The organism is Arthrobacter sp. V1I7 (assembly GCF_030817015.1).
In the GTDB taxonomy this organism is placed as follows: domain Bacteria; phylum Actinomycetota; class Actinomycetes; order Actinomycetales; family Micrococcaceae; genus Arthrobacter.
Genome location: NZ_JAUSYS010000001.1, coordinates 2,721,277 through 2,744,118, shown reverse-complemented (window position 1 = coordinate 2,744,118; position 22,842 = coordinate 2,721,277). Strand labels below are relative to the sequence as shown.

Annotated in this window: 22 protein-coding genes; 12 read left to right on the top strand and 10 right to left on the bottom strand. The window is 67.6% G+C overall.

What is annotated here, in order from left to right; genetic code table 11:
* Nucleotides 1-31 precede the first annotated feature (31 nt).
* From QFZ69_RS12670 to QFZ69_RS12660, 3 genes are all read right to left on the bottom strand, one after another.
* A complete protein-coding gene (locus tag QFZ69_RS12670) occupies nt 32-706 on the bottom strand; it encodes a DUF6766 family protein (RefSeq protein WP_306918634.1) in 675 nt (224 codons plus the stop codon).
* A gap of 95 nt (nt 707-801) precedes the next feature.
* The gene (locus tag QFZ69_RS12665; protein ID WP_306918632.1) at nt 802-1,290 is read right to left on the bottom strand and encodes a hypothetical protein; all 489 of its coding nucleotides are present in this window, start codon (nt 1,288-1,290) and stop codon (nt 802-804) included.
* Nucleotides 1,277-1,891, bottom strand: a complete 615-nt coding sequence (locus QFZ69_RS12660) for a Rho termination factor N-terminal domain-containing protein (RefSeq protein ID WP_306918630.1) — start codon at nt 1,889-1,891, stop codon at nt 1,277-1,279. The genes QFZ69_RS12665 and QFZ69_RS12660 overlap by 14 nt, the downstream gene beginning before the upstream one ends.
* 188 nt (nt 1,892-2,079) lie before the next feature.
* Between QFZ69_RS12660 and QFZ69_RS12655 the strand changes: the two genes are divergently transcribed.
* Complete coding sequence (locus QFZ69_RS12655) at nt 2,080-3,093, top strand: GNAT family N-acetyltransferase (RefSeq protein ID WP_306918628.1); 1,014 nt, start codon at nt 2,080-2,082, stop codon at nt 3,091-3,093.
* 72 nt (nt 3,094-3,165) lie between these two features.
* Here the strand turns inward: QFZ69_RS12655 and QFZ69_RS12650 are convergent, their stop codons facing one another.
* Nucleotides 3,166-3,684, bottom strand: coding sequence for a DinB family protein (locus QFZ69_RS12650; RefSeq protein WP_306918626.1), 519 nt, complete (start codon nt 3,682-3,684; stop codon nt 3,166-3,168).
* Nucleotides 3,685-3,837: 153 nt separating this feature from the next.
* Between QFZ69_RS12650 and QFZ69_RS12645 the strand changes: the two genes are divergently transcribed.
* Nucleotides 3,838-4,221 carry a VOC family protein gene (locus tag QFZ69_RS12645; protein WP_306918624.1) on the top strand — a complete coding sequence of 128 codons (384 nt, stop codon included), beginning with the start codon at nt 3,838-3,840 and terminating at the stop codon, nt 4,219-4,221.
* Nucleotides 4,222-4,351: 130 nt separating this feature from the next.
* Here the strand turns inward: QFZ69_RS12645 and QFZ69_RS12640 are convergent, their stop codons facing one another.
* Nucleotides 4,352-6,895 (bottom strand): DNA topoisomerase (ATP-hydrolyzing) subunit A, encoded by a 2,544-nt coding sequence (locus QFZ69_RS12640; RefSeq protein ID WP_306918623.1) that lies wholly within the window; start codon nt 6,893-6,895, stop codon nt 4,352-4,354.
* A gap of 67 nt (nt 6,896-6,962) precedes the next feature.
* On the opposite strand from QFZ69_RS12640, the gene QFZ69_RS12635 reads away from it, so the two are divergent.
* The 3 genes from QFZ69_RS12635 (at nt 6,963) to QFZ69_RS12625 (ending at nt 11,739) form a co-directional block, all read left to right on the top strand.
* Nucleotides 6,963-9,665: a GNAT family N-acetyltransferase gene (locus tag QFZ69_RS12635; protein ID WP_306918622.1), complete on the top strand. Its 2,703-nt coding sequence runs from the start codon at nt 6,963-6,965 to the stop codon at nt 9,663-9,665.
* 84 nt (nt 9,666-9,749) lie between these two features.
* A complete protein-coding gene (locus tag QFZ69_RS12630; protein WP_306918621.1) occupies nt 9,750-10,493 on the top strand; it encodes a DUF5998 family protein in 744 nt (247 codons plus the stop codon).
* A gap of 1 nt (nt 10,494) precedes the next feature.
* A complete protein-coding gene (locus QFZ69_RS12625; protein ID WP_307000157.1) occupies nt 10,495-11,739 on the top strand; it encodes an alkaline phosphatase family protein in 1,245 nt (414 codons plus the stop codon).
* 93 nt (nt 11,740-11,832) lie between these two features.
* Here QFZ69_RS12625 and sepH read toward each other — a convergent pair whose 3' ends face one another.
* Nucleotides 11,833-13,242: a septation protein SepH gene (gene sepH, locus QFZ69_RS12620; RefSeq protein WP_306918620.1), complete on the bottom strand. Its 1,410-nt coding sequence runs from the start codon at nt 13,240-13,242 to the stop codon at nt 11,833-11,835.
* Nucleotides 13,243-13,564: 322 nt separating this feature from the next.
* Between sepH and QFZ69_RS12615 the strand changes: the two genes are divergently transcribed.
* Nucleotides 13,565-13,864 carry a DUF4193 domain-containing protein gene (locus tag QFZ69_RS12615; protein ID WP_306918619.1) on the top strand — a complete coding sequence of 100 codons (300 nt, stop codon included), beginning with the start codon at nt 13,565-13,567 and terminating at the stop codon, nt 13,862-13,864.
* A 19-nt stretch (nt 13,865-13,883) separates the two neighbouring features.
* On the opposite strand, the gene QFZ69_RS12610 is transcribed toward QFZ69_RS12615, so the two are convergent.
* On the bottom strand, nt 13,884-14,372 hold the full coding sequence (locus tag QFZ69_RS12610; protein WP_306918616.1) for a DUF3093 domain-containing protein: 489 nt from the start codon (nt 14,370-14,372) through the stop codon (nt 13,884-13,886).
* A gap of 130 nt (nt 14,373-14,502) precedes the next feature.
* Between QFZ69_RS12610 and dut the strand changes: the two genes are divergently transcribed.
* From dut to QFZ69_RS12590, 4 genes are all read left to right on the top strand, one after another.
* A complete protein-coding gene (gene dut / locus QFZ69_RS12605; protein WP_373461893.1) occupies nt 14,503-15,033 on the top strand; it encodes a dUTP diphosphatase in 531 nt (176 codons plus the stop codon).
* Between the two features lie 216 nt (nt 15,034-15,249).
* Nucleotides 15,250-15,969, top strand: a complete 720-nt coding sequence (locus QFZ69_RS12600) for a DUF3710 domain-containing protein (RefSeq protein ID WP_306918614.1) — start codon at nt 15,250-15,252, stop codon at nt 15,967-15,969.
* The gene (locus tag QFZ69_RS12595) at nt 15,962-16,315 is read left to right on the top strand and encodes a hypothetical protein (RefSeq protein ID WP_306918612.1); all 354 of its coding nucleotides are present in this window, start codon (nt 15,962-15,964) and stop codon (nt 16,313-16,315) included. Before QFZ69_RS12600 ends, QFZ69_RS12595 begins: the two co-directional genes overlap by 8 nt.
* Entirely contained in the window at nt 16,312-17,058 is a 747-nt protein-coding gene (locus tag QFZ69_RS12590; protein WP_306918610.1) for a DUF3159 domain-containing protein, read from the top strand. Before QFZ69_RS12595 ends, QFZ69_RS12590 begins: the two co-directional genes overlap by 4 nt.
* 117 nt (nt 17,059-17,175) lie before the next feature.
* Here QFZ69_RS12590 and QFZ69_RS12585 read toward each other — a convergent pair whose 3' ends face one another.
* From QFZ69_RS12585 to QFZ69_RS12575, 3 genes are all read right to left on the bottom strand, one after another.
* Nucleotides 17,176-17,802, bottom strand: coding sequence for an Ig domain-containing protein (locus QFZ69_RS12585; protein WP_306918609.1), 627 nt, complete (start codon nt 17,800-17,802; stop codon nt 17,176-17,178).
* Between the two features lie 135 nt (nt 17,803-17,937).
* Entirely contained in the window at nt 17,938-18,684 is a 747-nt protein-coding gene (locus QFZ69_RS12580) for a TrkA family potassium uptake protein (protein ID WP_306918608.1), read from the bottom strand.
* A complete protein-coding gene (locus tag QFZ69_RS12575; RefSeq protein WP_306918606.1) occupies nt 18,685-19,356 on the bottom strand; it encodes a TrkA family potassium uptake protein in 672 nt (223 codons plus the stop codon). It abuts the gene before it with no gap.
* A gap of 178 nt (nt 19,357-19,534) precedes the next feature.
* On the opposite strand from QFZ69_RS12575, the gene QFZ69_RS12570 reads away from it, so the two are divergent.
* Both QFZ69_RS12570 and QFZ69_RS12565 read left to right on the top strand, forming a co-directional pair.
* On the top strand, nt 19,535-21,478 hold the full coding sequence (locus QFZ69_RS12570; protein ID WP_306919673.1) for an APC family permease: 1,944 nt from the start codon (nt 19,535-19,537) through the stop codon (nt 21,476-21,478).
* A complete protein-coding gene (locus QFZ69_RS12565; RefSeq protein WP_306918605.1) occupies nt 21,475-22,815 on the top strand; it encodes a class I SAM-dependent RNA methyltransferase in 1,341 nt (446 codons plus the stop codon). The genes QFZ69_RS12570 and QFZ69_RS12565 overlap by 4 nt, the downstream gene beginning before the upstream one ends.
* Nucleotides 22,816-22,842 lie beyond the last annotated feature (27 nt).

Genomic DNA, 22,842 nt, shown 5'->3' with positions numbered 1-22,842 from the left:
TGGGTGGTTACGGGCGTGGCCTTATGCGTTTTCAGCCGGTCATGCCGGTGTCATCGTGCGCGGAGCCAACGGGCTTGGATTCCGGTGAGCCCCGCTGGCGAAGGTAGATGGACAAAACGACCATGGACCCGACGGCGAGGAATTCCGACTGCCAGTTCTGAAGAGTGCGGTTCCAGAACTCGGGGGAAACGAGGTACTCGGTCCAGCCGACAGGTTGCTGGAAGCTCCTGAGCTGTTCCTCGTTGTAGGCGCTGTTCCCGGCAATAGATTGAACGAGCCACGACAGGATGAAGATCAACCCCATCGTCAGTCCAAGGGAGTTCGAGTAGACCGTTCGGCGCCAGCCGGATGCCTTGGCCCAGGCCGGGGATTTTGGGTTGCTGTGCTCGCCGACGAGCTGTTTCTCGTCAGATTCCAGGCCCCCCTGGTCCACCTCCTTTGATTCCGGTGATCCTTTTTGGACCAGCCAGATGGTCGCGAAGACGTACAGGAGGAACTGCAGGTACTCGGACTGCCAGTTTTCGGAGACGTCGACGGCGAAGCTGGATGAGGTCAGGTACTGGGCCGCAGTGATTTCGTCGAGTCCGGCGGAAACCTGCTCCTGGTTGAACAGGGCGTGACCGGTGAGTCCCTGCCCGAGTAGGGCCAGAAGGAAGATCACTCCGAAGAAAAGGCTCAGACCGTTGTTTCTCACTGCTTTTTTCAACCCGGCACCCCTAACCGTGTACCAGGCCGACCAGGGCCATGAAGGCAAGCCCGCCGAAGATCACGATCAGGTACAGGGCGAAGCTCCAACGCATGTTATGTGCCTCCCACGTCGCACAGGTAGGGTGCTTCGCCGTTTGGCGTGCATCCCGCTGCGGTTATTTTCCAGCCGTCTTTTGAGGCAGTAAGAAATACAGTGTCCTTTTCAAATTCCACAAGGGCGTGGCGTCCGTATATATCGGTGTGCAGGATATTTCCCGCATCCGGCAACTGTTGGCCCCGCAGGTGGTTTTCACAAGAGCCGGCGCCTCCGGTGCCGGCTGTCTTCTCCCGGGTCTCGGCCTGCAGCAGGGAACAAGCCTCGGAAACGTGTCCGGCAATAAAGGCCCGGTGGAAATCCTGGGCCGCCGCCGCCGCTGCTGCTGTTCTGTCAGGAGTACAAGCTGCCAGCGTCAGCAATGACAAAAGGCCTGCACACGCCACGGCAAGCTGGGATCCCCTAAGGTGCGCCGTGCCGGATGGGGATCCCTTTTCCTGCCGGTGCTCCGGCACGGCACAGTCCGCAAGGTCCCTAGCCTTCTTCACGATCCGGATTCTCCAGGCGGAAAAAGTTCGACTGCTGCCCATCGCTGCGCTGTTCCTGGTAAATGAAATTCAGGCCGCGGCTGTCAAAAGTGTCAAACCATTCTTCCCAGCTGACATGGCGCAGCTTGGCGTCGTCGCCGCCGAAATCGATCCTCAGTACGCCCAGATGGTCACCGTGTTCCGTGCCCTCCACCGTCGCCGGAACCCCGTCCCGTTCCTCAGCCCACTGCCGGATCACCTCATGGTGCGTGGTGGCCAGGCTGCGGCCTTCACGTTCCGGTTCATCGTCCGTGGATGTTACTTCCTGGGAGTACTTCAAAGACTTCGAGGAGCTGTCCCCGTGACGCAGCTTCCCGCCCTCCGGTCCGGCTCCAAGATCACCACTGCTCGGGCCCGCATCGGTGCCGTTGCCGTCCGAAGTCTCGTTCCCGGATTTGGCCTTGGCAACTTCCTTCACCAGCTCTTCCTTACGCAGGCTTGAGGCCCCGCTGATATTTTCGTCCCGGGCCTCCTGCCGAAGTTCATCGGCTTTCATTTCGCGCAGTTCTGTTTCGCTGACGTCCGGGGTGTTCGGCGCCTGGTTTCCCTTTTCTTCGGTCATGGCCGGTTCCTTTCGTATTGCAGGGCCTGCAGCAAAACTACTAATAAGGACACTTATTATCTGCTTATGCTTCGGAGACATTGTCAAGGTCCCCGGACCCGTCGCCCGGTCCCGACCCGATTCGGGGCATGACCTGCACTGCGGCCAGGTTCTGGCGCGTCAATCGGGCCGGACGATAGCCTGTTGCCATGAACGGACAAGCCGAGCCCGACCCGCATGCCAGCCCGGACCGTCAGCTGACATGGCGGCCCGCCGGTGCCGGGGACCTGGACGGCTGGGCCGCCCTGATCGCCCGGACGGCCGCCGTCGAACAGCCCGTCTGGTTCGAACGCCACGACGAGCTGGCGCAGATCCTGGCCTCGAAGGTGAACCCGGCGGCCACGAACAGCATCCTGGGCCGGGACAGGCAGGGCGTTCCGCGCGCCTACGGGCGGATCACCAAGAACCCGGACGGGGACAAAGCGGTGGGCTTCGGATGCGTCGAGCCTGCGTGGCAGCGCCGGGGGATCGGGACCGGACTGCTGGGTTGGATGGAACAGCGGACCCGCGAACGCTTCGCCGAGGATGCCCAGGCAGGCTCGGCCAGCACGGACCGGACACCCAGACTGCGGCTCCGGATGGAACAGCAACATGAGCACCAGGCCACGCTGTTCGCGGGTAGCGGCTACCAGGTTGTCCGCTACTACAACGAAATGCACCGGCCCCTGGACATCGGCTTCCCCGAGGTCGAGCTGGACGACGAGCTGGAGCTCGTGGCGTTCGGCCCGCAACTGCACGAGCCGGTCCGGCTGGCGCATAACGATGCGTTCCGGGACCACTGGGGCAGCGAGCCGCGGGACGAGGAAGGCTGGGGCTTCGTGGTGCACGATCCCCTTGCCCGGCCGGACCTGAGCGCTGTCGTCCTGGAGCGGTCCAGCGGCCGGGTCGCCGGCTACCAGCTGGCCAGCCACGACGCCGAAAGCGCAGTGTCCCGCGGTTTCAACGAGGGCCACACGGACCTGCTGGGCGTGCGCCGGGAATTCCGCGGCCGGGGGATTGCGCAGGCGCTCCTGGCCGACGCGATGCGCCGTTTCGCCGCGGCCGGTCTGGACAAAGCCTCGCTCGACGTCGATACGGAGAACCCGACCGGAGCCCTGGCCTTGTACACCAAGCTGGGTTACGTTGCGGTCAACCGCAGCATGGCCTGGGACAAGGCAGTGTAGCTAGCAGACGGGCTGGCCGTCCACGGGCTGGCCGTCCACACGCTGGCCGTCCACACGCTTTCCCTCCACGCGCTATCCCTCCACATCGTGGAGGTGATGGACGACGTCATGCAGGAAGTACTGCGCGAAGGTCAGCACGGTGAACTCCGACCCGTTGCTGCGGGTGCCTTTGCGGCCCCAGCGCACCTCCGGAACGCCGGCGAAGGACGCCGCTATCCGCTCGCCCGCTGTGGTCAGTTCGGCGCCCACCACGGCCGGATCGGCGCTGGCGTAGTCCTTCTCGACGGCCGTCTGGTCCTGGTCCCAATCGTCGAAGCGCGCGTCATCGTCGGTCAGCATGAGGGACAGCCGCTGGTCGAACAGGGCAAAGACGTCGCGGACGTGGCAGGCGTACTCCAGCGTGGACCAGGTGGTCTCATCGGGACGTACCGCGACGTCCGGACGCCGCAGGACGGCCCGCCAGCGCGGGAGCATGCTGGTCACGACCCCGGGGACCGTCGCAGGGGTAGTCGTGGAGGCATCGAATCCGCACTCCGGACAAGGGCGTTGCAGCACCCAGGTCCAGTCCTTGGTGTCGGGGATGATAGGCATTCCCGCAGTCTATGCGGATTTCTGCCCGGCCGCTGAAGGAAGTCACACCACTGAACGAACCGCACCGGACAGCGGGACCGGGTTTGTCGGGTACAGGCGGGTCCCGGAGGAGTAGGATTCCTACCGGGGGGCGGGCCTGGAAAGAGGACAGCCATGCTCAAGGATCAGCAGGTCGGCGCCATATTGCCGGCCGCGGACATCACCTGTGCGCGTGATTTCTACCGTGACAAATTGGGGCTCGAACCTGAAAACCCGGAAGCCGACGACAACCTGCGCTACAAATGCGGCTCTGGCACGAGCTTCTTCGTGTACCAGACGCCCAACGCCGGGACAGCCAAGAATACCCAAATCGGCTGGATGGTAGATGACCTGCCCGCTGCCGTTGCGGAGCTCCGGGCCAAGGGAATCACCTTCGAGGAGTACGATTTTCCGGGCCTGAAAACCGAAGACGGCATTGCCACCACGCCGGACGGGAGCTCGGCTGCGTGGTTCCTGGACACCGAGGGCAACATTTTGAGCCTTAACCACATGGCCTAGGGCGCCAGCCCGGAGATCGCCGGGACCTACGAGCCCGGCGTCCGCGGAGGCATGGCCCAGCGGATCCGGGTCAGCCGGGCCCGGCCCGAACAGCCAGCGCGTCCCGGCGGCCTCTCCGGACCGGGCGTGCTTAGTCCGCAGCCTGGACGACGACGTCTTCCTCGGCCCAGGCCATGCTCGGGCCGATCGCGTCGACGGCCTGCGAGAGCGGAATGCCGGAACCGTCGCGGCGGCCGTGCTCGCCGGGCAGGGAACGCGCCACGCCGGCCAGCGAGGATGCCTTCGCCGGGCCGTGCCCGGTCCACGCGAGCAGCAGGATGTCCTCCCCCTTCAGGAAGCGGTGCGCCCGGACCCCGGCCGTCGCGCGGCCCTTGGCCGGATACTCGGCCAGCGCGGTGACCTTGGCGGCACCCGGGGCGGTGCCCGGCAGGGCGCCGGTGGCTCCGGCGATGGTCACGACGACGGCCGCGCTGTCTTCCGGTGCGGCAGCGCCGAAGAACAGCACCTTGTCGCCGTCGGCCAGCTTGATCCCGGCCATGCCGCCGGCTGTCCTTCCCTGCGGGCGGACCGCACCGGCGCCGAAGCGCAGCAGCTGCGCCTGCTGCGTCAGGAAGACGAGGTCGACGTCGTCGGACCCGGCGGGCGCAACGCCCACCACGGTGTCCTTGTCCTTGAGGGCAATGACTTCCCAGTCCTCGCGGTTCAGGGGGTAGTCGGGCTGGACCCGCTTGACCACACCCTGCGCGGTACCGATCGCCAGCACTTCGTCCAGCGGCGCAAAGGCCACGAGCGATTCGCCCTTGAGCAGGGTGATGAAGTCCGTGGCCGGAACGCCGCCGGCCAGGTTGGGCGTGCCCGAGGTCGGCGGCAGCGCGGGCATGTCCATCACCTGGAGCCGCAGCATGCGGCCCCGGGAGGTGACAGCCGCGATTTCGCCGCGCGCTGAGGTCTTGACCACCGAGGTGAACACATCGTGCCGCGTCCGCGGACCGGCCTCGGCCAGGCTGTCCTGGTTGGCGGTGCGGGCGATCTGGCCGGAGGCGGTGAGGATCGCCCAGCAGGGATCGTCCGCGATCTCGAGCGCCAGCGGGGCGGCCTTGCCTTTTGCACCGGGAGCGGGGGCCAACGCCGCGGCGACGGTGGGGGAGACGGCCTCGGACTCGAGCAGCACGGTGCGGCGTGGGGTGCCGTACTTCAGGGCAATTTCGGCCAGCTCGGACGACACCAGGGCGCGGAGCAGCTCACTGGAACCCAGGATGGCCTCCAGCTCGGCGATTTCCCGGCGCAGCTCGTCCTGCTCTTTTTCCAGCTCGATCCGGGAGTATTTGGTCAGCTGGCGAAGCCGCAGCTCCAGGATGTAGTTGGCCTGGATCTCAGTGAGGTCGTAGATGGACATCAGCCGGGTCCTCGCTGCGGCCGCCTCGTCCGAGGACCGGATGATCTGGATGACCTCGTCGATGTCCACGATCGCGATGAGGAGGCCTTCCACGAGGTGCAGGCGGTCCTTCTTCTTGCCAAGGCGGAAGGCCGTCCTGCGCCGCACCACATTGATGCGGTGGTCCACGTAGACCGAGAGCAGCTGCAGCAGGCCCAGGGTCTGCGGCTGGCCGTCGACGAGCGTGACGTTGTTGATGCCGAAGGAATCCTCCATCGGCGTGTAGCGGTACAGCTGCTGCAGCACGGCATTCGGGTTGAAGCCGTTTTTCAGCTCGATCACCAGCCGCAGTCCGTGCTTGCGGTCCGTGAGGTCCACGATGTCGCTGATGCCGGTGAGCTTCTTGCCGTTGACGGCGTCCTTGATCTTTTCAATGACCTTCTCCGGACCCACCATGTACGGCAGCTCCGTGACAACGAGGCCGGTGCGGCGGGCCGAGAGCTGCTCGACCTCCACCTTGGCCCGGGTCTTGAACGAGCCGCGGCCGGTGGCGTAGGCGTCGCGGATGCCGTCCAGGCCCACGATCCGGCCGCCCGTGGGCAGGTCGGGTCCCGGGACGAACTTCATGATGTCCTCGAGCGTGGCGTCCGGATTGTCGATCAGGTGCCGGGCGGCGGCAATGACTTCCACCAGGTTGTGCGGGGCCATGTTGGTGGCCATGCCGACGGCGATGCCGGTGGCGCCGTTCACCAGCAGGTTCGGGAACGCGGCCGGCAAGACATCAGGCTGGGTCAGCTGGTTGTCGTAGTTCGGGACGAAGTCCACGACGTCTTCATCGAGGTGGTCCGTGAGCGTCAGCGCCGCGGCCGCTAACCGGGCCTCGGTGTAGCGCGGCGCGGCCGGGCCGTCGTCGAGCGAGCCGAAGTTGCCGTGTCCGTCGATCAGTGGCAGCCGCAGCGAGAAGTCCTGCGCCATGCGCACCAGGGCGTCGTAGATCGCGGTGTCGCCGTGCGGATGCAGTTTGCCCATGACCTCCCCGACGACGCGGGCACTCTTGACGTGGCCGCGGTCCGGACGCAGGCCCATGTCGCTCATCATGTAGAGGATGCGCCGCTGGACCGGCTTCAGGCCATCGCGGGCATCAGGCAGCGCCCTCGAATAGATGACGGAATAGGCGTACTCCAGGAACGACCCTTCCATCTCGGAAGTGACGTCGATATCGACGATGTTCTCTACGAATATTCCTGCGGAATCGGGGCTGGCTTCCCCTGCCGGGGGCGTTGTTTGGCGGCGTGCCATGAGGCTGGTGGGTCCTTCTGAGGGGTACTGAGCGTGTGCTGCGTAAGTTAATGACTAGGCTAAGCCTATGGTGGATCAGCCCGCGGGCGGCGTATATCCGGAATATTGGGAAGCCGACGTTGTCCTGCGCGACGGCGGAACCGCCCATCTCCGGCCGATCCACGCCGCCGATGCCGAGGCGGTGCAGGCCTTCCACGTGGGCCAGTCGCAGAAGTCCATCTACCTGCGTTTCTTCGCGTTCAAGTCGAAGCTTTCCAGCAAGGAACTCAAGCGGTTCACCGAAGTGGATTACCGGGACCGGGTGGCGCTCGTGATCACGATCGGCGGCGAGATCATGGGCATCGGCCGCTACGACCGGCTGGAAGACCCGGCGGAGGCCGAAGTAGCCTTCAACATCGCCGACGCCCACCAGGGGCGCGGCATCGGGTCCATCCTGCTGGAACACCTCGCAGCCGCCGCCCGCGAAAACGGTATCCGCAGGTTCAGTGCCGAGGTGCTCCCGGAGAACCGCAAAATGCTGATGGTGTTCTCGGACGCCGGCTATGACGTCAAGCGCCATTTCGACGACGGCGTGGTCAGCCTCGAGTTCAACATTGATCCGACCGACAAGTCCCGCGCCGTGATGGAATCCCGTGAGCATCGCGCCGAGGCGCGCAGCATCCAGGAACTGCTCGCCCCGTCCTCCGTGGCGGTGATCGGGGCCAGTCGCAAGTGGGGCAGCGTCGGCTACCAACTGCTCGAACACATCATCGAGGGCGGTTACTCCGGCCCGGTCTACGCCATCAACCCGGAGGCCCTGGAACTCGCGGGGATGCTTTCCTTCGCCAGGCTTTCCGAGGTTCCTGGCCCCGTCAAGCTCGCCATCGTCGCCGTCCCTTACGACGAGGTGCCCAAGGTGGTCGAGGAATGCGGCGCAGCCGGGGTGAAGGGGATCGTGGTGGCCACCGCCGGCTATGCGGACGACGGCGAACGCGGCCTGGCCCGGCAGCGCGAACTGGTCCGGCAGGCCCGCGCCAACGGCATGCGCGTGATCGGCCCGGCCTCGCTGGGCATCGTCAACGCCAACCCGGCCGTGTCGCTCAACGCGTCGATGGCGCCCTCGCTGGCCCGCCGCGGCGGCCTGGGGCTGTTCAGCCAGTCGGCGGCCATCGGCGTCGCGCTGTACGCCGCCTCCAGCCGCCGTCGGGTGGGCATCTCCACCTTTCTCTCGGCCGGCAATCGGGCCGACGTCTCCGGTAACGACTTAATGCAGTTCTGGGAGGACGACGCCGACACCACGGCGGTGGGCCTCTACCTCGAATCGATCGGCAACCCGCGCAAGTTTTCCCGGCTGGCCCGGCGGCTGGCGCGGACCAAGCCGGTGATCGTGGCCAAGTCCGCCGCGATGGGACTGGATCTTCCTCCCGGCCATGCGGTGCGCACCACCCAGGCGCCTCCCGAGGCGGTCGATGCGATGATGCGCCAGGCCGGGGTGATCCGCGTCGAGACCATCGAGCAGCTTCTGGATGTCGCGCAGATCGTGTCGAGCCAGCCGCTGCCCAAGGGCCCCGGCCTGGCGGTCTTCAGCAACTCCCGGGCCCTCGGCAAAGTAGTCGCGGACAGCGCGGCTGTGCAGGGGCTCGGCGTGGAGCGCATCGTCGTCGACGTCGACCTCGACGCCGGCATGTCGCTGGCGCTGCCGGCGCTGCGCCGGAGCCTGCAGGAAACGCTCACGGTCGACTCTGTCCACGCCGTCGTCGTGGCGCTGCTGCCGGCGCGTGGCCTGACCGTGGAGAAGATCGCCGGGGTCCTGGCCGAATGTTCGGTGGCCGCCGGGAAACCGGTGGTCGCCGCCTTCAGCGGCATCCTGGATCCGTCCATTTATGTGGAGGGTATGGTCGGCGCCGACCACCGGGAGCCGGGCGCCGGGGCCGGCGTGCCGTGTTACTCCAACCCCGGCGCCGCCGTCGCAGCCCTTGGCGCCGTCGTCCGCTACGCCCAGTGGCTGGACCGGGACCAGGGACTCTTCACGGAGCCCGACGGCTGCGAGCCGGAGGGGACCCGCGCGGAGCTGGAGGAGCTGCTCCGCGGCGTGGGCGGTGAGCAGTTGCGCTCGCTGGACCAGGCGACAGCCGCCAGGCTTTTGGGGCACTACGGTATCCACGTGGTGCCCTCCGAATGTTTCGAGACACCGGAGGAGGCTGTCGCCGCCGCGGACAGACTCGGCTGGCCCGTGGCCGTGAAGACCACGGACCCGGCCCTCCGGCACCGGCTGGACCTCGGCGGGGTGCGTCTGGACATCCAGGACGCCGCATCGCTGCGGCTGAACGTGCAGCAGATGCGCAGGTCGCTGGAACGCTACGGCTCTCCCGCGCTGGAAGTGCAAACCATGGTGCCGGTCGGACAGGCCTGCACCTTCCGCGCCATCGAAGACCCGCTGCTCGGCCCGGTGGTTTCCTTCGGCCTGGCCGGGGATGCCGTGAACCTGCTCGACGATTGGGCACACCGCGTCCCGCCGCTGTCAGGCTCCGACGTCCACGACTTCATCCGGGCTCCGCGTGCCTCGCGGAAACTCTTCGGCTACCAGGGGCTGCCGCCCGTGGACGTTGCCGCGCTCGAGGATCTGGCCGCACGGCTCACCCGTCTCAAGGACAACCATCCGGAAATCGCCCTCGTGGAGTTCAACCCGGTCCTGGCCGGGCCCGACGGCGCCTCGATCCTCTCCGCCGACGTGCGGATCGCCAATGCTGCCCGGCGCACCGACAGTGCGCGCCGGGCGATGCGCAGCTGACCGCTCCCAGCCGGTCCGCCGCCCCACACCGGCCTGGAAGGGTGCGGTTAGCATGTCCCCAGCCGATCTGTGAAAATGGAGACCATGAGCTCCCAGCCTCCGACACCCCATTCCCCGGCGCCCGTCTCCGGACGTCAGGGCCCGCAGCACTACGGCCTGCATGACCACAGCGCGCAGGGTCAAAGCCTGGAGGGAGCCCTCCAGCAGGCCGGTTTCTACCCCCGGCTCGTGGCCGACGTGGTCGCCGACGCCCTGGACGGCCGCGAATGCGTGGCGCACCTCGTCCATCTCGAAACACACTTCGACCGGACCGAAGTCCGGCGCCACATCAGCGTGCTGGTGCTGACCGAGGACATGCTCGTCATCACCCACGTGGACGACCAGCAACTCGACGAGGCAGGCGAACAGACCGTTGCCCAGGTCTCCACGGAGTCCGTCCCGGTGACACAGATCCGTTCTGTGGTGCTCAGCTACGTCTATGCCCAGCCGCAGGACTACAAGTCCTCGGACCCGGTCCGCGAGCTGACCCTCTCGATCGCCTGGTCCGGCGGGCAACGCCTCGACATGGGTCCGGCCAGCTGCGGCGATCCGCAATGCGAAGCGGACCACGGCTACAGCGGAACCATCGCCCAGGAAGACATCGTGCTCCGGATCAGTGCCGAAGCCGACGGGCTGCAGGCTGTCCAGGACGCCAAGCTTTTCGCCCGCGCCCTGCGGGCGGTCAATACCGGATCCTCGGCTCCCACTCCACACACCGGCCCCGGCCTGCCGCCGCGCGCCCGCATGGGGGTCTTCGGAAACCGCCTCAGCCGCGGCCACCAGCGCTGAGATGGCGACGGTCCGCGCTCCCGAGCCGTTTCCGGCCCCTTCGGCACGATCCGACCGCGGCACCTTGCCCGCGCTGACGCCCGCCGCGCCGGCGTTCGGCCACCGCTCCGTCGCCGAAGTGCTGAGCAGCGCCGCGGCCAGCATCGGTGTCCCGGGATTCGAAAACCAGCTGGACCTGCCCGCCGGCAAACGGATCTGCGTCGTGCTGGCCGACGGGCTGGGCCGGAACCTGCTGAAGCAGAAGTCCGCCCACACCCCGTTCCTGCGCTCCGTCATGCAGGCAGGCCAGGGGCAGGTGCCGGTGTCGCTGGATTCCGCATTTCCTTCCACCACCGCGGCCTCGCTGGCCAGCTTCGGCACCGGACTGGCCGCGGGGCAGCACGGGATGGTGGGCTACGACGTGCTCGACCCGGACCAGGACCGGATAGTGAACATGCTCGGCAACTGGGACGCCGGCGTGGATCCCCAGCTATGGCAACCCTTTCCGACCGTCTTCGAGCGTGCCGCGGAGCACGTGGATGTCACCACCGTGAGCCTGCCGCAGTTCAGCAACTCTCCCATGACGCAGGCAGCACTTCGGGGTGGTCGGCACGTCACGGCGACTACCTCGCACGCCAGGACCGCCGCAGCCGCAGAAGCCATGGCCGGCGCCGGGGGCTCGCTGATGTATTTCTACGTCAACGAGCTGGACAAGGCCGGGCACCGGCACGGCTGCCAGTCGCCCCAGTGGGAGCACCAGCTCGAGGAACTTGACGCCACGGTGCGGAGGCTGGGCGCCACGCTTCCAGCAGGCACAACTGTGCTGCTCACCGCGGACCACGGCATGCTTGACGTGCCGGAATCCCAGCGGATCGACTATTCCGCGGATCCTGCCCTCACCGCCGGCGTCCGGCACACGGCGGGGGAGCCCCGCATGGTCCATCTCTACCTGGAGGACGGGGCAGGCGACGCCGGCCGCGCCCGGTTGCTGGCAGCCTGGCGGGCCCGCTTCGGTGACCGGATCTGGGCGTTCACCCGCGAGGAAGCAGTCGACGCCGGGCTCTTTGGCGAGGTCCGGGCGGACGTCGCGCCGCGGATCGGCGACGTTCTGATCGCCGCCCGGGACGCGCTGGCACTGTATGACACCCGGCGGGTGCCGGCGACGGCCATGGAGGTTGTGGGCCAGCACGGCTCCCTGACCAAGGCCGAACGCGAGGTTCCGCTGCTCTGCTTCCAGGCCGACGGGTCCAGGGCTCCTCGCCGCTGACCCACGCGTGCTGACTCACGTGCGCTGACTCAGCGCCGCGGCTCCTGGCCGCGGCCACTCCCAGCGGCCACTCCCAGCGGCCAGGGGCCGCGGCTAGTCCCCGCGGGTACCGAAGACTATGTCGTCCCAGCTGGGGATGCTGGAGCGCTTGGGTTTCGCGGGTTGGCGCTCCGGCTGCTCAGTTTCACGGTCCGGGCGGGCCCCCGCAGCGGCGTCACGCTGCTGGCGGCGCGGGCCTCCGCCTCCGAGGAGTTCGTCGAGGCCTTTGCTCGGGGTGGGACCCTGCTGGCCGGTCGGACGGAGCTGGGATGCCGCAAGGGTGATCTCCCGGGTTTCCGTGCTCACGCCGTCGTGCAGTTTGAGGGCGTGGTCCTCCGTGTCCTCATGCGCAGGCGCCAGGGTGAGCCGGGACATGATGGAGGGCCGGCCATCGCGGCGGCGTCCCCAGCTGTCCGCACCGGGCTGCTCCTCCGCTTCCGCGGGCGCCTCCGGACGGTCCGCTTCCGGGGCCGTGGCGGCTTCCCCGGCCGAATCCGGTTCCGGCTCGGCAGCGGAATCAGCGGGAACCTCGGCCGCGGCCTCGACCTCGGACCGGGCCTCGGCTTCGGAGGGGACCTCGGACGGCCGGGGGTGGGCCGCCGGGACCCCATTGGTCAGGAGCAGGGCGAGGGCGTCGTCGGCGTCTTCGTCCAGGCCGAGGCGCTGGCCCCGGCGGGAGCGCAGCATGTCGAGCAGTCCGTCCGCTTCCTGGTTCTGCTGCAGCTGGAGGTGCTGGATGACGTTGTGCTGGGCCGTCGCCGTCCGGGCCGCGGCGTCGGCGTCGGTCTCAAAGTCGAAGGGGCGGTCCGAAACGGCCGAGAGCCGACGCGCCGGGACGGGCCCGTCGAGTGGCTCCAGTTCGCTGAGCTGCTGCGCCCAGCGGTTGGCGTTCTGCAGCGATTTCCGGGCCGGATTGAAGGTCCACATCGCCGGAGGCTCTTCGCCGATGCCGGGGTGGCCGGGCTTCTGTTCGAAGCGGGCCGCCACGTTCCAGCTGCCGTCCGGGCGGCGCCAGGAGTCCCATTCAACCGTCGAGGGATCAATCCCGTGCGCCGACAGGCGGTGCGCCACCATGTCGCTTAGGGACGCCGGGTTGTCGCCGAACACCGAGCGGTACACGTCCTGGCCCGGGGCCGGGGAGGCGACCTCCACCTTGCGCGCCTGTTGGGCGATGTACTCGCGCTCGGCCAGCACGGGACCTTCGTACCGCTGGACTTTGACGAGTGGAATGCCCGAAAGCTCCGCAACCTCCGCCGCAGTCGAGCCGTTGCGGATCCGTGTCTGGATATCGCGCGGGGACATTGCAATCGGCGCGGCTGCCGCGCCGGCGGCTTTGGCCGACGTCCGGCTGGCTGCCACCCGAAGTGCTTCATCGATTGGCAGCTGGAACATCTCGCCGCCGGCGCCGCTCAACAGGAGATGCTCCCCGTCGTCGTGGACGCCTACAAGCCGTAGACCCTGCATACAAATCCTCCACCCTGGCATTACTAACAATCGAAACTCTGCCACCCGCGGCACCAATTTCGGGTGAGGACGGAGGGCGCGCCGCGAATTTCGGCGAATTTCCGGCGCATTTCTGCCCTTCAGGGGGTGGAGGCCGGGCCGCAGACCGGCCGCCTATGGCTTTCACCAGACGCTTAAGCAAAAATGACCCGACGTCGGGCACAAAAACCGCGTGTCCGGCGTTGACAACGGAGAACCGGACCCGGGGGTCCCGGCCACCGGCCCGGCGGACCAGTCGGGGCACGGCGAATCAATCGAACCAGCGGAGTGTGAGCAACAACTAATGGCGACAGACTATGATGCGCCACGCAAGTCCGAAGAGGACCTCAACGAGGACTCCATCGAAGAGCTGAAAACGCGGCGTACGGAGAAGCCTTCCGCAGTCGTGGATGAAGATGAAACCGAACTGGCTGAAGGCTACGAACTCCCCGGGGCAGACCTGTCCGGGGAAGAGCTCCTGGTGCAGGTCATGCCGGCCCAGGCCGATGAATTCACCTGTGCCTCCTGCTTCCTCGTCCGCCACCGTTCACAGATCGCCCGGGAAAAGGATGGGCTCAAGTTCTGCAAGGACTGCGAGGGCTAAAGGGAACGGCCGCGGGGCATCAGTTCCGGGCCTGCAGGGCGGCGCGCAGCTGATCGGGGTGGCGGGTGGACGTCAACCAGTACGGGGTCCTGTCCGAGGGGTCGGTGATCTCGATGCGGACCACCGGATCCACCCAGCCCCGGAAGCACATGAACGCAAGGCCGTTGAGCCGGGGGCCGCGCTCCGCCGTCGCTTCCTTACCGCGGAAGGCCTCCACGGAACCGAGGAAGCGGCGTTCGATCGTTGCCCGGCCGACGCGCAACGTGGACCGGGTCACGGTAATCGCGGGGGTCGACAGGACCAGCAGCACCGCGATGATGAGGAAGAGCACGACGGCGGCCGTAATGCCGGCGGTGAGGCTGATGGGCGCGAAGACGAGGATCCCGGCGCCGGACAGTCCCGCCGCCACCAGCCAGATCCAGACATTAGGCCAGAGCTTCTCGCTATAGACCACGGCGGTGTCACTGGGGGTGTTGGAGGCAGGCACAGCTGCACTGGATTCGGGCATGAGTCCAGCTTTTCACTTTTCCCGGGCTATTTCATCTTGGCCTCCTGGCGCCGTCCCCACCTGCCTGCCGGCCCCCGGTCCGACCACGGTGGCTAGGCCGAACCCGGGGCTGGCGATAGAGTGAGGGACTGTGACTGAAGAAAACACCGGCGTGACCACCCTCCCGGACGAGCCGCCCGAATCGGGCACCGGGGAGTACGGAACCCCTACCCTCACCGTGCAGCTGAAGATGCTCGACGGCGGGCTGGAACCGCCGTCGTACGCGCACCCGGGCGACGCCGGCGCGGACCTGCGCGCCCGCGAGGACGTCGTGCTGGAGCCCGGGCAGCGCCGGCTGGTGCCGACCGGGGTGTCCATTGCCCTGCCGGACGGCTTCGTCGCCTTGATCCATCCGCGCTCCGGCCTGGCCACCAAGCACGGCCTGACGGTCGTCAACGCCCCCGGAACCGTTGACGCGGGCTACCGCGGAGAGATCGCCGTGACTCTGCTGAATACGGACCGGCACGAGGCGATCGAACTCAAGCGCGGCGATAGAATTGCACAAATGGTTATCCAGCGTGTCGAGCACGCAAGGTTCCTCGCCGTCGAGGAACTCAGCGACTCGGTCCGCGGCGGCGGCGGCTTCGGGTCCACCGGCGGCTTCGGCCCCACCACGGCCTGAGCCGGAGCTGGACCGCCGCAATACCATGCGGTGGCCGTACCATGCGGTGGCCGTTCGATCGGGGCAGCGAGCAGTCGCCTCGAAAGCGGCAGGAATTCAGCCGCGCGTAGTCAGGGTTTGAGCAGGGACTTTAAGCCGGCGGTTGCCCACCGGACGGGCAGGCGGCACGCGGATGTACAGCGCCGCGGCGGCATAACACAACTAAGGAGACACCCGATGGTTTTTGGGCGTGGCAGGAAAGCCAAGCAGGAACAGCTGACCGATCCCGGGGAAACCCCGGAGGCAACTGCTGAGGGCTCCGCTGCGGATGCCGCCGACGGTACCGGCCGTGGCTCCACCGGTCCCTTCGACCTGTCGGAGATCGAGAACCAGGACGGGTACGTGGACCTCGGTGCGCTGCTGATCGCGCCCCGGGAAGGTCTGCAGCTCAGGCTTGAGGTGGAGGAGGCAACGCAACGCGTCGTCGCCGTCACCATGGACCTGGACGGCTCGAGCCTCCAGCTGCAGGCGTTCGCTGCGCCCCGTTCCGAAGGGCTCTGGGACGAGATCCGCGAACAGATCGGACAGTCGGTCGGAAGCCAGGGCGGCCAGGTCGAGGAGATCCAGGGCGAGTTCGGCACCGAACTCCTCGCCAAGCTTCCCGCCGGCGGCTTGGACGGCAGCCACGGTTACCGGGTGGCCCGTTTCATCGGCGTTGACGGCCCGCGCTGGTTCCTGCGGGGCGTCCTCGGCGGTGAGGCCGCCGTCGACCGTGACGCCGCCGCCGGGCTGGAAGGGCTGTTCCGCCAGATCGTCGTCGTCCGGGGAGAGAACCCCATGCCGCCGCGGGACCTGTTGCAGCTACGCCTCCCGAAGGACGCCGCGGCTCCGGCCCCCAAGGCTACTCCGGACCTCGAAAAACCCGAACGTGGACCGGAGATCACGCAGATTGGCTGATGCCGCCAGCAAGGGATCCGCCGTCCCGCTCTCCATCAGGGAACTGCCGAAGCGCGGCCGTGTGCTGTGCCGCGGCTTCATCGAGGCGGTAACGTACGCGCCGGCAAGCCAGGTGGCCGCCTTTACCGCCACCGTGGTCGACCACGAGAGTATGCCGGTAAGGGCAAAACCAACGGGAAGTGGCCCCCCAGCCCGCTTACGGGTCATCTGGCTCGGGCGGCGGCGCATCCCCGGCATCGCCGCCGGCACGGAGCTGCGGCTCGACGGCATGGTCACCGTGCGGAACGGGCTGCCCACCATGTTCAATCCCCGCTACGAGATACTCTCCCGCCAGGAGGAGCAATGAACTTGCCCGAGAAGTCCGAGTCCGGAGCCGAACGAGGCCCGGCCGAGCAGCCCACCATGGCTCAGCTCGCCGAAGGGTACGCCGGCCAGGCCGGCCTGCACCGTTCCAGCAACGGCAACATCGACGTGCTGAAAAGTGCGGGCGGTGTGCAGGGCATTGCCGAGAGCATCCTGCCCGGCCTGGTGTTCCTGCTTGTCTTTACCGTCACCCGGGAACTGCCGCCAGCCCTGATCGGCTCGCTCGCAACGGCCGCGGCGTTCACGATCGCCCGGCTCATCCAGCGCCGTCCGCTGACCCAGGCGCTGGCCGGGGTCGTCGGCGTCGGACTGTCGGCGTGGATCGCCAACACCACCGGGAAGGCAGAGGACTTCTACGTCCTGGGCTTCTTCACCAACACGGCCTACATTCTGGCGATGACCCTCTCGACTGTCTTCCGCTGGCCTTTCGCCGGCCTGATCTTCGGGTTCATCCGGAACGAAGGCCTGGAGTGGCGCAAGCACCCTGCCCGGATGAAGGCCTACCAGATCGGCACCTGGGTCATCGTTTCGGTGCTCGTCCTGCGGCTGGTCGTCCAGGTCCCGCTGTACTTCATGGGGGAGCCGGGCCTGGCCGCCCTGGCCACGACGCGCCTCCTGATGGGGGCGCCGCTCTACATCCTCGGCGTCTGGGTGGCCTGGCTCCTGACCCGCCCCGTTCCCGCGCCGGCTCCGGCACCCGCCGACGACGGAACCGGACACGACTAGCCGGACACGACTAGCCGGCTATTGGGTCGTGTCAAGCACGGCATTGCGCGCCCGGTGATCGCTGAGGTTGAGATTGCCGGCCGCGTCGACAGCATCGTGGACGCGGCCGGCTGACGCTCAACTGATCGTGATGGAGAACTCTTTCTCTGTGAAGGCGTCCAGATCGTCGGTCACGCGGACTGTGAAGGTGAACGTGCCGGCCGTGGTGGGCGTTCCGGAGATGGTGTTCTCCCGCTTCGGCAGCTCCAGGCCTGGAGGGAGCGCCCCGGCGACCACCGACCAGGTGTAGGGCTGGACGCCTCCGCTGGCGAACAGGTTGCCGCAGCAGTAGAACTCGCCGACCGTTCCGCTGGAGAGCGCCTCGGTGGCGATGGTCGGCGCCTCGGGCGGGAGGATCTCGATCGTGAAGGTCTCCGTGTCGGTCGCACGGGTCTCGTCCTTGACCTCGACCGTGAACGTGAAGGTACCGGCGGTCGTGGGGACTCCGTTGATCAGCCCGGAGCTGCCGGCGAACTCAAACAGCTTCGTGCCCGCGGGAAGGCGGCCGTCGACGACCTTGAACGTCGGGCTCTTGTTCGACGACGCACAATCGGTCACCGTGATGAAGTACGTGAGCTCGGTCCCGACCTGGCCGGTCGTGGCCGGCACGGTCGGGGCGTCGATGGTGCACGTCGCGGCCTGTGCGGGCGGCGCTCCAAGCACCAGGAGCGGTAGGACAAGAAGTAAGAGCATCAACTTTCGCATGAGGGACTCCCCTGGCATGTGCGAGGTGTCTCCCCGCTACCCCTAAGGATGTGACCGCTCAGGTGAGCGGTCAAGGAAATCGGGTGACCGGACGGACATGCTGAGGGTGCAGTGGGGCGCGCAGACTGCCGCGAATCAGCCGGCGAAGCCGTCGTCCTCGGACGGCTGGTGGTTTTCGGCGCCTTGCCGGTCCGCGGTGGCCGCAGAGCGGTCCTCGGGCGGCGTCTCCGGAGCAAGAAGGGCACGCAGCTGGTCCTCTGCGGCAATCGTGGTCACGAAGAACAGTTCATCCCCGCCGTCCAGCACGTCATCACGGCTCGGGGTGATCGGCGCCTGGTCCCGCAGGATCGCCACCAGGGTCGAGTCCTCAGGCCAGTCGATGGCTCCGACGGTCAGGCCAATGACGTGCGAGTCGTGGGGGACCGTGAACTCGACCAGCGAGGACACACCCGTCTGCAGGGTCAGGAGCCGGACCAGGTCGCCGATCTCCACCGCCTCTTCGACGAGGGCGGTCATGAGCTGCGGGGTGTTGACCGCGACGTCGACGCCCCAGGAATCGTCGAACATCCAGTCGTTCTTGGGGTTGTTGACCCGGCCGACCGTCCGGCCCACCCCGAATTCCGTCTTTGCCAGCAGCGAGACCACAAGGTTGACCTTGTCGTCTCCGGTGGCGGACACCACGACGTCGGCGTCCTCGAGCTTCGCGTCCTTGAGCGTGCTGAGCTCGCAGGCGTCGCCGACGAGCCAGTGGGCGCCCCGGAGGCCGCTGCGGCCGATCACCTCCGGCTTGAGGTCGATCAGCAGGATTTCATGTTTGTGGGACAGCAGTTCGCGGGCGATCGACGAGCCGACACTTCCCGCGCCGACGATGACGACTTTCACTTAGAACTCCTTGGCGGGGGACTTGGCAAGAATATGGGCAACTTCGGTGGTGCGGTCCACATCGACCATGGCGTGGACCGTATCGCCGTCCTGGTAGGAGGTGCCGGCTCCGGGCAGGATGCCCTCGCCGAACCGGGTCAGGTAGGCCACCCGGATGCCTGCGGCTTGCTCTATCGCGGCGACGGGATGCCCGATCCAGCCGGCGTCGAGGTCAATTTCGGCGAGCACCAGCCGGCCGGAGGGGTCCCGGAAGTCACCGGCGAGGTGCTGCTCCGGGAGGATCCGGCGGAGCACCTGGTCGGCGCTCCAGCGCACGGCCGCCACCGTGGGGATGCCGAGCCGCTGGTAGATCTCCGCACGGCCCGGATCGTAAATCCTGGCCACGACGTGCGGGACGTGGAAGGTCTCCCGGGCCACGCGAGTGGCCAGGATGTTGGAATTGTCGCCGCTGGAGACGGCCGCGAACGCATAGGCATCCTCGACGCCGGCCTGCTTCATGGTTTCCCGGTCAAAGCCGACGCCGGTGACTTTCCGGCCGGTGAAGCCAGTGCGGAGGCGCCGGAAGGCACGGTCGTCCTGGTCGATAATGGCCACCGAATGACCGGCGTCCTCGAGCGTGTGCGCCAGGGTTGCCCCCACCCGGCCACAACCCATGATGACGAAGTGCGCCACACGTGCCTCCTAAATGCTTCGCTGTCTGCTGCTGCGTAAAACTCTACCGGCCACGCGGCAGGCCGCAGCCAGCGGAGGTTTGCCGCCAGCAGCACGCACGTGGAGCCGTCATGACATCGCCTGCGAATGAGACTAGCTTTGTGTGGTGCTGACAATTTTCAATGCCGTGAAGCGGGTGATGGTAGGCCGGCCGTTCCGTAACGACCGGCTGGCCCACACCCTGCTGCCGAAGCGGATTGCCCTCCCCATTTTCGCCTCGGATGCGCTGTCCTCGGTGGCGTACGCGCCGGATGAAATCCTGCTGACCCTGGCCCTCGCCGGAGTCAGCGCCGTGGCGTTCTCGCCGTGGGTGGGGCTGGCCGTCATGGTGGTGCTGCTGACCGTTGTTGCCTCCTACCGCCAGAACGTCCACGCCTACCCCTCCGGCGGTGGCGACTACGAGATTGCCAACGAGAACCTCGGCAGGTATGCCGGGGTCACCGTCGCCTCCGCGCTGCTCGTAGACTACGTGCTGACCGTCGCGGTGTCGATGTCCTCGGCCGCCACCTACCTGACCACCGCGGTGCCCGCCCTGCACGGCCAGCAGGCCGCCATCGCGACCGTCGGCGTGATCATACTGGCGCTCGTGAACCTGCGCGGCATCAAGGAAGCCGGCAGCGTCTTCGCCGTGCCGACCTACATCTTCATGGCGTCCATCCTGGGCATGACCGCCGTGGGCATCTTCCAGGCGGCCACCGGCCGGCTCGGCGAGGCGCCCTCCGCGGCGTTCACGATCGTGCCGGCGGAAGGCTTCGACGAAGGCCTCGTCGGGCTCGCGGGGGCCTTCCTGCTGCTGCGGGCCTTCTCCTCGGGCGCCGCGGCGCTGACCGGCATCGAGGCCATCAGCAACGGCGTGCCGAACTTCCGGAAGCCCAAGAGCAAGAACGCGGCCACCACGCTGCTGCTGCTCGGCGTGATCGCGTCCGCCATGCTGGCCGGCATCATCTACCTGGCCAACGCCACCAAGGTGCACATCGTGCTGGACCCGGCGACGGAATTCCTGCTGGACGGCAATCCGCTGCCCGAGGGCTACATCCAGAGCCCGGCCATCAGCCAGATCGCCCAGACCATCTTCGGGAGCGGGTCCCTCTTCTTCTACATCGTGGTCGCCGCGACCGGGGTGATCCTGGTGTTCGCTTCCAACACCGCGTTCAACGGCTTCCCGGTCCTTGGCTCGATCCTGGCCCAGGACGGCTACCTGCCGCGGCAGCTGCGCACCCGGGGGGACCGGCTGGCCTTCAGCAACGGCGTCCTGGCGCTGGCCGCCGGCGCCCTCGTGCTGATCATCGCCTTCAACGCCGACGTCACGAAGCTCATCCAGCTGTACATCGTGGGCGTCTTCATTTCGTTCACGATCAGCCAGCTCGGCATGGTCCGGCACTGGGGCCGGGCACTGAAGGTCGCCAAAGACCCGGCTGTGAAGCGGCGGATGCTCAAGTCCCGGACCATCAACATGGTCGGCTTCGGCATGACGGCGCTGGTCCTCCTGATCGTGCTGATCACCAAGTTCCAGCAGGGCGCCTGGATCGCGCTGCTCGCCATGTTCGTCCTGTTCCTCATCATGTGGAGCATCCGGGCGCATTACGACAACGTGGCCAAGGAACTCGCCGTGGATGAGGACTCCTCGCCGCGGGCCCTGCCCACCCGGGTGCACGCCGTGCTGCTGGTCTCGCACGTCCGCAAGCCGGTGCTGCGCGCCCTGGCCTACGCCCGCGCCTCCCGCCCCTCCCGGCTGGACGCCATCACGGTGGACATCAGCTCCGAAGAGACCGAGCAGACCGTGGCCGACTGGGAGAAGCTGGAAATCCCGGTACCGTTAACGGTGCTCGCCAGCCCGTTCCGTGAGACCGTGACGCCCATCATGGAGTACGTCAAGAACATGCGGCGGGATTCCCCCCGCGACCTGATCGTGGTCTACATCCCCGAGTACGTGGTGGGCAAATGGTGGGAGCAGCTGGTCCACAACCAGACCGCGCTGCGGATCAAGACCCGGCTGCACTTCGAGCCGGGAGTCATGGTTGCCAGCGTCCCGTGGCAGCTGAAATCGTCCGAAGAAGCCAAGAAACTGCAGGATATCCAATGAGCCCCGACACCGCGACGCAAGCCCCTGCCGATCTCGTCCTCGACGTCGGACCGGTGGCCCACGGCGGCCACTGCGTCGCCCGGCACGAGGGACGCGTGGTGTTCGTCCGGCACGGCATCCCTGGCGAAAAGGTCAGGGTCCGCCTGACCGACGCCGGCCCGGACGCGAAGTTCTGGCGCGGCGACGTCGTGGAGGTCCTGGACGCATCCCCGGACCGGGTGGACCACTTCTGGGATCTTGCCGATTCCGCACGGTCCTGGTCCCACCGCCACCCGCCGCTCGGCGGCGCGGAACTCGGCCACATCTCGCTGGCACGCCAGCGCGGCCTCAAGTCCGAGGTCCTGGCCGAGCAGCTGCGGCGACTCGCCGGCGTCGACCGCGTGACGGAGGTGGAGGCTGTGGGGGAGCAGGCAGCACAGGATGGCCTGGCCTGGCGGACCCGTACCGGCTTCGCCGTGACCCCCGGCGGCAAGCTCGGCATGCACGCCCACCGCTCCGATACGGTCCTGCCGGTCCGGGAGATGCCGCTCGCGGTGGGCGGCATCAACGCGCTCCGGCTTTGGGAGATCGACCTGCAGGGCATCGAGCGTGTGGAGGTCGCGGCCCCGGCCAACGGTTCCCGGCCGCTCGTGCTCCTGGTGCCGGCCCCCGGCACCCGGGCCAAGCGGCTGAGCGCCATCCTCTCGCAGCTTCCGGAGAACGTCTCGGTTGCCAGCCTTGACCCGGCCAGGGGGGAGACCCTGCAGCTGCGCGGGCGGACCTACGTCCAGGAGTCCGCGGCCGGCCATGAGTACCGGGTCACGGGCGACGGGTTCTGGCAGATCCACCGCGACGCGCCCGGCACCCTCGTGGGGGCCCTGACCGGTTTCCTGCACGACGGCGGATTCCTGGAATCGGGCGCGGTGGTGGCGGACCTGTACGCCGGCGCCGGTCTCTTCACGGCGCCCCTCGCGGACGCCGTGGGAGTGACCGGAACCGTGCTGTCCGTGGAAGGTTCGCCCGGCACCAGCCGGGATGCGCGCAAGAACCTGCACGGGGCGCCGCAGGTGGAAATCGTCCAGGGCAGGGTGGAGCGGGTGCTGCGCCAGAAGCCGCGGAACTTCGACGCCATCCTCCTGGACCCGCCCCGGGCCGGTGCGGGCAAAGCCGTCGTGGACCAACTGATCGGCACGGGGCCGCGCGCTGTTGCCTATGTCTCCTGCGATCCGGCGTCATTTGCCCGCGATCTGGGCTACTTCCGGCAGGGCGGCTGGGAACTCTCGGGGCTGCGGGCCTTCGACCTGTATCCGCACACCCACCACATGGAGACTGTGGCGCTGCTGACTCCGCGGCGCTGATGCCACTACGATGGGCGTAGTAGTCCG